We start from the raw sequence: 12,315 nt of genomic DNA, 5'->3' as shown, positions 1-12,315 counted from the left end.
TCCCACGGAACTGCAACGAACGTGTAACGGCCCCCGTGATGCGGGGCAGCTTGCGTGACAATCGCGGCGATTGCCGCCCGCGCTGGCTCTACGCCGAGGCGGCCGGGAACAGGGCCGTAATGGTGGTTCCCGCGCCCACCTCGGACTCCGCGCGCGCGCGCCCCCCGTGCGCCTCCACGAGGTGCTTCACGATCGCCAGGCCAAGCCCCGTGCCGCCTTCCTCACGCGCACGGCCCGGATCAACGCGATAAAAGCGCTCGAAGATCCGCGGCAGGTGCTCGGCCGCGATGCCGCTGCCGGTGTCGCGCACGCCTACGATGGTGCCCCGTTCGTGCGGCGCCGCAAACACGGTCACGTGGCCCGACGTGGTGTGGCGCACCGCATTGTCGACCAGGTTGCCGACCACCTGTCGCAGCGCCGTGGCATCGGCGTACACGGTCGACTGGGCCGGCGGGATCTCCGTATGCAGCGAGAGTCCCTTGCGGTCGGCCGCATCGCGGGCGGCCTGGAACACCTCGCTGACCATCGCCACGAGGTCGATCGGCTGCGGATTGGGCTTCCAGCCACCTGACTCGATGCGCGAGAGGTCGAGCAGGTCGTCGACGATGCGCTGCATTCGCCGGGTGTTGCCGAGGATGCGTTCGGCGAACTGGCGGCGCACATCGCTGGGGACTTCCTCCTCCACCATCGTCTCCGCAAATCCGCCGACGATGGTCAGCGGCGTGCGCAGTTCGTGCGACACGTTCGCCACAAAGTCACGCCGCACGGCCTCGAGCCGGCGCACGCGCGTCAGGTCGAACAAGGCGAGCACCGCGCCGCCGCCCGTGAGCGGCCGTGCGGTGATGTTCAGCGTACGGCCGAAGATCACCAACTCGGCGCCCTCCGTCGTGTCGCCGGCGAAGGCCGACGAGAGCGCCTCGCGCAGCGCCACGTCGCGCGGCAGCTCGTCCACGGCGAAGGGTAGGGGCGCCCGCATCCCCAGCAGGCGCCGCGCCGTCTCGTTGATGCGCACGACGCGTCGCGAGGTATCCACGGCAATGACGCCCTCGTTCAGCGACTCGGTCAGCTGCACCAGCAGCGTCTCGTCGGCCTCAAGGGCGTGGAGGCGCGCCGACAGCTGCGCCGCCAGTTCGCGCAGGGCCTGCTGCAGGTCGCCCACCTCGCCCGGCGCGCGCAGCGTGGGCCGGCGTTCGAGGTCGCCGTCGGCCAAGGCCTCGGCGACGTCGCGCAGTTCCTCGACGGGCCGCGACACGGAGCGCGAGAAGAAGAACGCGATGACCAGCGCTCCAAGCAACGCCAAGAGCGACGCCTTGAGCACGTCGCGGCGGGCGGCGTCGGTCACCTGCTCCAGGCTCTGGGTCGGGATGGAGACCCGCGCGACGCCGCGGCCCTCGACCAGTACGGCGACATACAGCTCCTCATCGCCCGTGGACGGCGAGGGGCGCGCGCTCGATCCGATCCGCTCGATGAAGGCCCGCGCGATCTCGGGCCGTTGCCGATGGTTCTGCAGGTTGGCCAGGCCTTCGCCGTCGAACTCCGAGTCCCCCAGGACGACGCCGAGGGAGTCCACCAGCGTGACGCGTCGGCCAAGGGCCCGGCCGACACGGTCGGCCAACGCGTCGGGGTCGCCGGGTTCGCGCTGCCAGAGGACGCCGGTCAGCGTGGCCTCGCGCGAGAGAAAGCCCTCGGCGTCCTCGCGCAGGCGGTCCCGCAGCTGGCCGTCCACGAAGATGACCAGCGCGATCGAGAGGAACCCGACAACGATGAATGCACCCAGCAGGAGCCGCTGGGTGAGCCTCACGCGTCCTTGCCCATTCCCTTGAGGCGATACCCGAAGCCGCGCACGGTCTCGATTTGGTCGCCGGCGGGGTGCAGCTTGGTGCGCAGGCGCTGGATGTGCATGTCCACCGTGCGCGTCTGGATGTCCGGCGCCGCGTCCCAGACCGTCTCCAGCAGGTGCGAACGCGACTGCACGCGCCCGCGACGCTCCGCCAACGTGAGCAGCAGCTTGAACTCCGTCGGAGTGAGCTCGACCTCGTGGTCCCGTACCGTCACGCGATGCGCCGAGCGGTCGATGCGGATGGCACCGGCGTGGATCGTGTCGCTGGCCTCGGAGGGCGAATGCACGCGGCGCAGGATCGCCCCGACGCGCAGCACCAGTTCCTGCGGGGAGAACGGCTTGGTGAGGTAATCGTCGGCGCCGAGCTCGAGGCCGCGGATGCGGTCCGGTTCCTCCTTGCGCGCTGTCAGCATCAGCACGGCGATGCCTTGCGTGCTTTCGTCCTCACGCAGCCGCGCGATGACGTCGAATCCGGACATCCCCGGCAGCATCAGGTCGAGCACCACCAGGGCTGGGCGGTCGCGCTTGGCGAGCGCCAACGCGTCGGTGCCGGTGGAGGCGCTGGACACCTTGTATCCGGCCTTCGCGAGATGGTAGACGACGAGCGCGACGATATCCGGCTCGTCGTCCACGACGAGGATGCGTTCTGTCGGGGCGACGGCAGCGGTCACGCGCCCGCTCCTTCGAGGCGGCGTGACACGGCAGCGACCAACAGGTCGATGGCGACGCTATTGTCGCCGCCACGTGGGATCACGACGTCGGCGTAGCGCTTGCTCGGCTCGACGAACTTCAGGTGCATGGGTTGGACCGTGGTGAGGTACTGCTCGAGGACGTCGTCCAGTTGCCGACCGCGCATGGCCATGTCGCGCCGGATGCGGCGGACCAGTCGGATGTCGGCATCGGTGTCGACGAAGACCTTGATGTCGAGGCGCGACCGGATGCGTTCGTCCACTAGCAGCAGGATGCCGTCAACCACCACGACATCGGCCGGTTCCACGCGCTCGGCCGCGGCCTGGCGTCGGTGGTGCACGAAATCGTAGACCGGCTTGTCGATCGCCTGCCCAGCCGCCAGTTGCTGCAACTGCGTATCCAAGAGGTCGAGGTCAAACGCGTCCGGGTGGTCCCAATTGAGTTTGCGCAACGCGTCTGGCGACAGCCGGTCGTGGTCCCGGTAGTACGCGTCCATATCGAGGAACGCGCACTGGGTCTCGGTCAGCGCCGACGCGAGGTTGCGGGCGACGGTCGTCTTGCCCGACCCGGAACCCCCCGCGATCCCGATGATCAGCGGACGCATCGCGCGGCAGTGGGGGAAGGAAGCACGCGAGGAATCTGTCCGGGGCTGGCGGGCGCGAAAAGCGTTACGGACGTCACGGTCCTGTATCGGAGGTAGCCGCCGAACGTTGGGGGTTGGGAGGGCCGGCCGTCAACTCCGCACGCACCTGCAACCGCGGTCACGCTTCGGTATTCTTCAAGATGTTGCGAAAGTGCCTTGCGCCCGCGGTGGCGGGACTGCTCTGTATCTCGGCCTTGGGCGGCCTGCAGGCCCAGGAGCGCCTGACCATCAAGATTGCCGCGACCACGGACGTCCACGGTCGCCTGCGCGGCTGGGACTACGCCGCTGGAGCCCCTGACAGCCTCCGCGGCCTCGCGCGCGCCGCCAGCATCGTCGATTCCCTCCGCCGCGTGGCCCGCGACCGCGTCGTCCTCGTCGATGCCGGCGACCTCCTGCAGGGCAACGCGATGACCTACGTCGCGGGTCGCGTGGACTCGATGCGGCCGCACCCGGTCATCGCGGCGATGAACGTGATGCGCTACGACGCGGCGGCGGTGGGCAACCACGAGTTCAACTACGGCGTGCCGCTGTTCGACCGGGCCATTGCCCAAGCGGGCTTCCCGTTCCTCGCGGCCAACACGCGCCGCCTCGACGGCAAGCGGGAGTATCCGGCGCGCCTGACCGTGACGCGCGGCGGCGCCAAGATCGCCATCATCGGCGTCACGACGCCGGGCTCGATGATCTGGGACCGCGACAACCTGCGTGGCCGCGTCGAGGTCACGGACATCGTGGCGGCCCTGCCCGCCGAGGTCCGCGCCGCCCGCGCCGAGGGCGCGGATGTCGTCGTCGTCGTGGCCCACTCAGGACTCGGCGAGGTCAGTTCGTATGACACCGTCGGCACCGCCGTGGCCAGTGAGAACCCGATGGCCCGCGTCGCGCGGGAAGTGCCGGGCATCGACCTGCTGGTGATTGGCCACTCGCATCGCGAGCTGGCGGACTCGACCATCAATGGCGTGATGGTGATGCAGCCACGGAACTGGGCAACCAGCGTTGCCGTCGCGACGCTTGAGCTGGAGCGCGCGCCGGGCGGCGCGTGGCGCGTGGCGTCAAAGTCCGGCGTCACGGTTCCCGTGCGTGGATGGCCCGAACAGCAAGTGGTCGTGCGCGCGGTGGAGCGTGCACATCGCGCGGCGATGGCCTACTCCACCGCCGTTGTCGCGCGCACCGACGCCATTTGGGCCGGCGACTCGGCGCGACTGCGTGACACGCCGCTCATCGACTTGATCCACTACGTCCAGCGCCAGGAGACGGGCGCCGAGCTGAGTATCGCCTCGGCGTTCTCGCTCGAGGCCGGCTTCGCGCCGGGCCCGATCTCCGTCGAACGCCTCACGGTACTGTATCCGTACGAAAACACCCTGCGGGCACTGCGCCTCAGCGGCGCGCAGATCCGCGCCTTCCTCGAGCATAGTGCGCGCTACTGGACGGTCGGCGCCGACGCCAACGGATTGCGCATCAGGCCGGACCCGCGCATCCCGGGCTACAACTACGACATCCTGCAGGGGCTCGACTACACGATCGACCTCGCGCAGCCGATGGGGCATCGCGTGACGCAGTTGGCGCGGCGCGGCCGGCCCGTTGCCGACTCGGACAGCTTCACGGTCGCCATCAACTCGTACCGTGCGTCCGGAGGCGGCGGCTACGACATGCTGCGCGGGGCGCCGGTGGTCTACGAAGGCGGCCGCGAGATTCGCGAGCTCATCATCGAGTTTCTGAAGACGCGCGGCAGCATCCAACCCTCGGACGTGTACGAGGAGAACTACCGGCTGCTTCCACCGCGTCCGACGTTGCGCGTGATCGCGATGAACGACATGCACGGAGCCTTCCGGCCGCGGCCCGATGGCGCGAACGGCAATCGCGGCGGCTATGCGCAGATCGCCACGATGGTCCGCGAGGCCCGCGCTGAGTGTGCGCCTGCCTGCGCGACGCTGCTGCTCTCCGGCGGCGATCTGTTCACCGGAACGCCGGCGTCCGACCTCACCACCGGTGCGGCGACGCTGCCCGTCTACAACGCGATGGGCTTCACCGCCCACGCGCTCGGCAACCACGAGTTCGACTACGGCCAGGACACGCTGCGCGCCCGGATGCGTGGCCTCGACGCCGCCATCCTCGGCGCCAACGTCACCTACGCCGATGGCAGCGACGTGCCGTGGATCCGCGACGACACGCTGGTGGGCACGGCAGCCGGCCGCGTCGGCATCATCGGCATCGCCGATCCCGCCACGCCACGCACCACGATGCCGCGGCACGTGGCCGATCTGCGCTTCGCGCCGCCGGCGCCCGTCATCACCGCGCGCGCTGCCTCGCTGCGCGAGCGCGGGGCGCAGTGGGTTGTGGTCGTCGCGCACCTCGGCGGGTTCTGCACCATCAACGCGCCGGACGAATGTCGCGGCGAGATCATCGAGCTGGCCCGGACGCTGGCGCCCGGCACGGTCGACGCGATCGTGTCCGGTCACACGCATTCGGAAGTCGCCACCATCGTCAACGGGATCCCGATCGTGCAGGCGCGCTCGAGCACGCGCGCCCTGGGCATCGTGGACCTCGGGCCTGCACCGGGCTCGCCGCCGCAGCGACCCGTGGTGCGCGACGTCGTCTCCGATTCGATCGTGCCCGACCCGGCGGTCGAACGCATCGTGGCAGAGGCAGTGGCGCGAGTCGCCCCTCGCGTCGGCGAGGTCATTGCGACCGCCACCGAGCGCTTCCCGCGTGAAGGCAACCAGTACGCGCTCGGCAACCTGATCGCCGACGCCCAGCGCGCCGCCGGCAACGGCGACGTGGGCGTGATGAACAACGGCGGCATCAGGGCGGAGATTCGCCAAGGCAGGGTGACCTACGGCGACCTGCATGAAGTCTCGCCCTTCGCGAATCGGCTCGTGGCGATCACGGTGCGTGGCGCCGAGCTGCGCCGCTACTTCGAGCGCCTCGTGGGTGGCCGATCCATCAGCGTGCACATCAGCGGCGCCACGCTGCGCTACGATCCCGCGGCACCCAGCGGCAGCCGCCTGCGGCAGGTGACGATGGCCGATGGCCGTCGCCTGAACGACCGCCTCACGTATCGGGTCATCATGTCGGACTTCATGGCCAGCGGCGGCGATGGCGCCGGCCTGGGCGCGGGCAGCGCGCCGGAGGAAATCGGAGTGATCGATCTCGACGCGCTCATCGCGCAGCTGCGGAAGCTGCCCAACGGCACGCTGACCGCGACGCCTGCCCTCACCGCGCCGCGCATCCAGGCGGTGACGCCGTGAGCGAGGCGCTGCGGGTCTTTGTGAACGGCAAGGGCGTCTCGGTGTCGCCCGGCAGCAGCGTGCTCGACGCGGTGGCCGCGTCGGATGCCGCGGCGGCCGATGAGGTGCGCGCCGGCACCCGCGCCATCGTGGACAGCCGCGGACTGCCTGTCGCGGCCGACACGTCGGTGCACGGCGGCTACGTGATGCGCGTTGTCAGCGCGCGCGCCCTCCGCGATACCGAGGCCTGAGTGCCGCCGATCACGAGCGAGCTGCTCCGTCGCTTGCCCAAGGCGGAGTTGCACTGCCATCTCGATGGCTCCCTGCGACCCGCGACGATGCTCGAGTTGGCACGCGAGCAGCGCGTGGAAATGCCGGCCGACGATCCCGAGGCCCTGCGCGACTACATGCGCGTGGATGACGCGCGAAACCTCGAGGACTACCTCGCACGCTTTGGCCACACGCTGAGCGTGATGCAGACGGCGGAGTCGCTGGAGCGTGTGGCCTACGAGCTCGCGGAGGACTGCGCGCGGGAGGGCGTGCGTTACCTCGAGACGCGCTATGCCCCCGTGCTCAACATCGAGCGGGGACTCTCGCTCGCCGAGACGGTGGAGGCGCCGCTGCGCGGGCTTGCGCGGGCGGAACGCGAGTACGGCATCGTCGCGCGGGTCATCGTGTGTGCCATCCGCAGCATGTCGCCCGAGACCTCGCTGGGTCTCGCACGGCTGGCCGTCGACTACAAGGACCGAGGTGTCGTCGGCTTCGATCTCGCAGGCGGCGAGGCGGGGAACCCGGCCGCGCTCCACAGGGCGGCGTTTGCCCATGCCGTGGACAACGGCCTGCCCTGTACCTGCCACGCGGGTGAGGGCGCCGGCGCCGAATCGGTGGCCGAGGCGATGCACCAGTGCCAGGCGCACCGCATCGGACACGGCACGCGGCTGATCGAGGACCCCACCTTGCTCGCTGAGGCGAAGGCGCAGGGCGTCGCCATCGAGTGCTGCCTGACGAGCAACCTGCAGACGCACGCGGTCCGCGCCCTCGACGAGCATCCGCTGCGTCGCTACTTCGAGGCGGGCCTGCAGGTCTCCATCAACACCGACAATCGCCTGATGAGCGGGACGGACCTCGTGACGGAGTACGGCCTCGCGGCCCGGCACCTTGGATTCACGTTCGACGAGTTGCAGCGCGTGGCCCGCACGGGCTTCGTGAACGCGTTCCTGCCGGAGGCGGAGAAGCAGGCACTGCTCGCGCGCATCGACACGGAGTTCGCCACGCTTCGAGGGGTGCACGCGTGAGCACCTGCACATCGAACGAACACGGTGCCGCAGCGGCGCGCGCTGCAGCGGATGCCGTCCGCGAGCGTTTGCAGGTTCGGTCGCCCGCCGCGGCCATCGTGCTCGGCTCAGGCCTCGGCGCCCTCGCCGAGCGTGTTGCCGACGCGCGGCGCGTACCCTACGGCGAGATCCCGGGCTTCCACGCGCCGGGCGTCGAGGGTCACCGCGGCGAACTCATCGCCGGCACGCTGGGCGGGCGCGAGGTGCTGCTGCTCGCCGGCCGCTTCCATATGTACGAGGGGCACAGCGCACAGGTCGCGGCCTTCCCGGTGCGCGTGGTCCACGCCTTGGGCGCGCGTGTGCTCTTCGTGTCCAACGCGGCCGGCGGTATCAACCGCGCCTTCGTGCCGGGCACGTTGATGATGATCACCGACCACCTGAACCTACAGTTCCGCAATCCGCTGGAGGGGCGAGTGGAGCCCGGTGACACGCGCTTTCCCGACATGAGCGCCGCCTACGCGCCGCGCCTACAGGCCTTGCTGGAGTCAGCGGCCAAGGATGGCGGGTTCGCACTCGCGCGCGGCGTGTACGCCGGGCTGCTCGGGCCCACCTACGAGACGCCCGCCGAGGTGCGGATGCTCGCCGCGCTCGGCGCCGACGCGGTGGGGATGAGCACCGTGCCGGAGACCATCGTGGCGAACGCCATCGGCATGGAAGTCGCCGGCGTCTCCTGCATCACGAATCCGGCGGCGGGCATCGGAGCGGCGCCGCTGGATCACGCCGAGGTGATGGAAGAAGGCCGCAGGGCAGCGGACGCCTTCTGCGGCCTTGTGGAGCGCTGGGTCGCGCTGCTCTAGCTGTTTGTTCGCGCCGCGCCGCGCCGACACGGCACGGCGCTCGTGGATCAGCTGCCTGGCGGCGACGGCGGCAACGACTTTAGCCGCCGCTGGAAGGCCTGGAAGTTCGGCGAGTCCTTGGTGAGCCCGCGCAACTGGTCCGCCGAGTAGTTCTGGATCCGCGCGCGCGATGCCGAGATGCGTGACTCCTCCAGCGGGTGCGAACGGAACCAGGTCTCCAGACCCTCGGGCTTGGCCTGCCGTTCGTCGAGCAGGATCTGGAACATCTCGGGGATGCCCGTCGGGTCGATGCCGGCGCGCACCATGTAGCCCACCGCCACGCGGTCGGCGTCGTCCTCGTCCGAGCGGCTGAAGCTGGCCATCGCGACGTTGGCGCCGAGGCCCATCAGCTGGGTGCCGGCCTCGGTGTTGCACATGCTCGTGAAGATGCAGACGCCGAGCAGGCCGATGTTCGTGCCCTGCGCCTTCTGCATCTGCTTGATGGAGTGCCGCTGCGTCACGTGGCCGATCTCGTGACCCAGCACGCCGGCCACCTGCGCCATGTTCGTGGCGCGCTCCAGCAGGCCGCGGTTCATATAGATGAAGCCGCCCGGCACCGCGAAGGCATTCACGTCCGGGCTGTCCACGATGTGGAACTGCCAGTCGAGGTTGCGCGAGTCGGCAATGCGCGCGATGGAGTCCCCGAGTACGTTCAGGTACCGATTGAGCTCGGCGTCCTGCACGATGGGCAGCTGACGATTGATCTCGGCGGCGTAGCTTGCCCCCATCTCGACTTCCTGCTGGGTCGAGACGGCGCAGCCACCGGTGAGGGCCACGAGGGCCAAAACGGCAACGAATCGCATGAGAATCTTGACCCTAGCGAGGGACTTGGTGCGCCGCAAGGCGCGGGAACGCCAGGGAATGTTCGTCGCGGAGGGCGTCCGCACGGTCGAGGAGCTCTTGGCCTCCCCGTTGCCCGTCCGCGGCGTGCTGACCTGCGACCTGATTGACAGGACGCCGCGCGGGGCCGCGCTCGTAGCCCAGTGCCACGCCCGCGATGTCGAGGTCGTGCGAGTCAGCGAGCGCGAGTTCGTCAGCGCCAGCGACACCGACAATCCCCAGGGCATCCTCGCCATCGCCGAGATCCCCACGCGCTCGCTCGAGGCGCTCACGCGCCAGCCGCCCGCACGGCTGCTGGTGCTCGATGGGATCCAGGATCCGGGGAATGTCGGGACCTTGCTGCGCACGGCGTCGGCCTTGGGTTGCGGGGCGACCCTCGTGCTGCCGGGAACGGTGGATCCCTGGAACGCGAAGGTCGTGCGGAGTGCCGTCGGGATGCAGTTCACGCACTCCACCATCTCTTGTACGGAAGAGCAGTTCCAGCAGTTCCTCGGCGACGCGGGCGTCGTGGCCTGGGGGGCGGACGCGTCGGGTGTAATTCTCGGAGCCGAACCGGCGCTGCCGCGCCTTGCCATCGTCGTGGGCAACGAGGGTGCGGGCCTCAAGCCCAGTGTGCGTGACCTTTGCGCGGGGCTCGTCGCCATTCCGATGGCCGTCGGCGCGGAGTCCCTGAACGTCGCCGTCGCCGCGGGCATCCTGCTGCACGCCCTGCGCCCATCTTCCGCTTCCTGACCATCTCGCCAGAGCCTCGATGACAGCCGCTGCTATCGTCGTGTGGATCACCATCTTCTTCCTCGGCGCCAGCCTGGGCTCGTTCCTCAACGTGTGCATCGCGCGTTGGCCGGCCGAGGAGTCGGTGGTCCGGCCGCGCTCGCGCTGCCCGAAGTGCGGGCACGAGATCGCCTGGTACGACAACATCCCGATCATCTCGTGGCTGCTGCTGCGGGCGCGCTGCCGCGGTTGCGGCGCGCCGATCAGCGCGCAGTATCCAGCCATCGAACTTGTGGTCGGCCTGATGTGGGTGGCCGCCGCTTACTGGTTCGGACTCGGCTTCACGGCCGTCCGCGTCGCCATCGCCGCCACGATCCTGCTCGGCGTGGTGATGACCGACCTGAAGCACTACGTGATTCCCGATGGCTTCACGGTCACGGGCTTTCTCATCGCGGTGCTGGCGCCGCTGGTGGCCGCATTCATTGGAGAGCAGGGGCCCTTCGTCGGTCCCTGGGAGGCGGTGATCGGTGCCTGCACGGGTGCCGGCCTTATTGCCATCGTCGGCTGGTTGGGTGAGGTCGCGCTGGGCAAAGAGGCGATGGGCCAGGGCGACGTCACGTTGATGGCGATGATCGGTGCGATGGTCGGACCGGTTGGCAGTTTCCTCACCGTCTTCGTGGCCGCCGGGATCGGCAGCGCCGCGTTCCTTGCCATCGTCGCGCCGATCGGGGCCCTGCGCGCCAAGCGCCGCGGCGAGCCCTTTGAACTTCCCCTCGTGCCATTCGGGGTATTCCTCGCACCGGCCGGGCTCGTGACGCTGCTCTTCGGCGAGCCCATGATCGCGAAGTACCTTGTCTACATCGGCGCCGCGGCGTCCTGATTCGACCACTGCCTTCGTCATGCAAGCAATCACCACTGCACGACTGGGGGGCGCGCTTGCGCTCTCTCTCATCGCCATCACCGGCTGCGTCGGCGACAAGACCGGTTACGAAGGTCCGTTCCGCGCCGAGGTGCGTCGCGCCATCCCGCGCATCGAGGCCTCCTCGGGACTGACTTTCAAGGCCACGCCCAAGCTCGAACTGCGCGACCGCGACCAGGTGCGCGAGTTCCTCGAGCGGGCTTTCCAGGAACAGATCACGCCGCTGGAGCTGGCCGGTGTCGAGCGCGCCTACAAGCTGTTTGGGATGATTCCCGACTCGCTGGAGCTGCGCAGCTTCCTGCTCGACCTGCTCACGGAGCAGGTGGCCGGCTACTACGACCCGTCCACGAAGGTGCTGTACATCGTCGAAGGCGCGTCGCCGGAGATGACAGGCGTCACCATCGACCACGAGTTGGTGCATGCGCTGCAGGACCAGTACTTCCCGCTGGATTCGACGAAGGCGCTCAAGGGCGACAACGACCGACAGGTGGCCGCATCTGCCGTGATCGAAGGCCACGCGACCTACGAGCAGATGTCGCAGGCGCTGGGTGGCTCCGACTTCTCGATGCGCCTGCCGGGCGGCTGGGACGCCGTGCGCGAAATGATTCGCGAGGGCCAGGCCGGCATGCCCAAGTTCGCCGCCGCGCCCGTGCTGCTGCAGGAGACGCTGCTCTTTCCGTATCTCAGCGGCGCCGAGTACGCGCGGCAGTTCAAGCGACTGCGACCGGGCCAGTCACCGTTCGAGCCCCTCGCGCAGTCCACCGAGCAGATCCTGCATCCGGAGAAGTTGCTCGGCGACACGCCGGACCATCCGACGCGTGTCACGCTGGGCGCGCCACGCGGCGGCTCGCTCATTCACGAGGACAACCTCGGCGAGTTCGAGACGCGCCTCTTCCTGTACGAGCATTCCAAGGATGTCGGCGGCTCCGCTGCGGCGGCGGCGGGATGGGACGGCGACCGGTACCAGGTCGTGCAGACGTCGCAGGGGCCTGGCATCGCTTGGCTTTCGGTGTGGGATGACGCTGTCGAAGCCGCGGAGTTCCGCGACCGTATGGAACGGATGGTGGAGCGTCGGTACGGCGCCGCCCCGCGCAGCGGCGGCACAGGTGAGACTCGGCGTTGGCGCGCGCGCGGACGCAGCCTCGCCTTGCAGATGCTCTCGCTCAGCGGCCGCTCGGTGGTCGTGTGGGAGGATGTGCCGTCCGGCGCCGCGACGGGGCTCCTGAACCTTGCGGCTGTCACGCTGCAGGAGCCGTAGCCGCCGCCGCTCGCGGCCCGCGC

11 protein-coding genes are annotated in these 12,315 nt (G+C 69.5%); 7 read left to right on the top strand and 4 right to left on the bottom strand.

All coding sequences use genetic code 11. The features are described 5' to 3' along the window. Nucleotides 1–88: 88 nt before the first annotated feature. From KF709_03050 to udk, 3 genes are read right to left on the bottom strand one after another with little or no spacing between them, the layout of a single operon-like run. Nucleotides 89–1,801, bottom strand: coding sequence for a HAMP domain-containing protein (locus KF709_03050; GenBank protein MBX3173358.1), 1,713 nt, complete (start codon nt 1,799–1,801; stop codon nt 89–91). Continuing rightward, the gene (locus KF709_03045) at nt 1,798–2,511 is read right to left on the bottom strand and encodes a response regulator (GenBank protein ID MBX3173357.1); all 714 of its coding nucleotides are present in this window, start codon (nt 2,509–2,511) and stop codon (nt 1,798–1,800) included. Before KF709_03045 ends, KF709_03050 begins: the two co-directional genes overlap by 4 nt. Next, nucleotides 2,508–3,134 (bottom strand): uridine kinase, encoded by a 627-nt coding sequence (gene udk, locus KF709_03040; GenBank protein ID MBX3173356.1) that lies wholly within the window; start codon nt 3,132–3,134, stop codon nt 2,508–2,510. The genes KF709_03045 and udk overlap by 4 nt, the downstream gene beginning before the upstream one ends. Before the next feature lie 179 nt (nt 3,135–3,313). Between udk and KF709_03035 the strand changes: the two genes are divergently transcribed. From KF709_03035 to KF709_03020, 4 genes are read left to right on the top strand one after another with little or no spacing between them, the layout of a single operon-like run. After that, the gene (locus KF709_03035; GenBank protein ID MBX3173355.1) at nt 3,314–6,415 is read left to right on the top strand and encodes a 5'-nucleotidase C-terminal domain-containing protein; all 3,102 of its coding nucleotides are present in this window, start codon (nt 3,314–3,316) and stop codon (nt 6,413–6,415) included. Next, nucleotides 6,412–6,645, top strand: a complete 234-nt coding sequence (locus KF709_03030; GenBank protein MBX3173354.1) for a hypothetical protein — start codon at nt 6,412–6,414, stop codon at nt 6,643–6,645. Before KF709_03035 ends, KF709_03030 begins: the two co-directional genes overlap by 4 nt. Beyond that, entirely contained in the window at nt 6,646–7,689 is a 1,044-nt protein-coding gene (add, locus tag KF709_03025; protein ID MBX3173353.1) for an adenosine deaminase, read from the top strand. Then, nucleotides 7,686–8,525 (top strand): purine-nucleoside phosphorylase, encoded by an 840-nt coding sequence (locus KF709_03020; GenBank protein ID MBX3173352.1) that lies wholly within the window; start codon nt 7,686–7,688, stop codon nt 8,523–8,525. Before add ends, KF709_03020 begins: the two co-directional genes overlap by 4 nt. Before the next feature lie 47 nt (nt 8,526–8,572). Here the strand turns inward: KF709_03020 and KF709_03015 are convergent, their stop codons facing one another. Beyond that, on the bottom strand, nt 8,573–9,367 hold the full coding sequence (locus KF709_03015; protein ID MBX3173351.1) for a M48 family metalloprotease: 795 nt from the start codon (nt 9,365–9,367) through the stop codon (nt 8,573–8,575). A 28-nt stretch (nt 9,368–9,395) separates the two neighbouring features. Here KF709_03015 and KF709_03010 point away from each other — a divergent pair, with 28 nt between their 5' ends. The 3 genes from KF709_03010 to KF709_03000 are packed head-to-tail and all read left to right on the top strand — an operon-like array spanning nt 9,396 to nt 12,292. Continuing rightward, a complete protein-coding gene (locus KF709_03010) occupies nt 9,396–10,136 on the top strand; it encodes an RNA methyltransferase (GenBank protein MBX3173350.1) in 741 nt (246 codons plus the stop codon). Between the two features lie 19 nt (nt 10,137–10,155). Next, complete coding sequence (locus KF709_03005; GenBank protein ID MBX3173349.1) at nt 10,156–10,995, top strand: prepilin peptidase; 840 nt, start codon at nt 10,156–10,158, stop codon at nt 10,993–10,995. A 19-nt stretch (nt 10,996–11,014) separates the two neighbouring features. Beyond that, nucleotides 11,015–12,292: a hypothetical protein gene (locus tag KF709_03000; GenBank protein MBX3173348.1), complete on the top strand. Its 1,278-nt coding sequence runs from the start codon at nt 11,015–11,017 to the stop codon at nt 12,290–12,292. Nucleotides 12,293–12,315: the final 23 nt, after the last annotated feature.

The sequence above is a fragment of the Gemmatimonadaceae bacterium genome, from assembly GCA_019637445.1.
GTDB lineage: Bacteria > Gemmatimonadota > Gemmatimonadetes > Gemmatimonadales > Gemmatimonadaceae > Pseudogemmatithrix.
The sequence above is the reverse complement of the archived record's forward strand: the minus strand, read 5'-3'. Positions and strand labels throughout refer to the sequence as shown.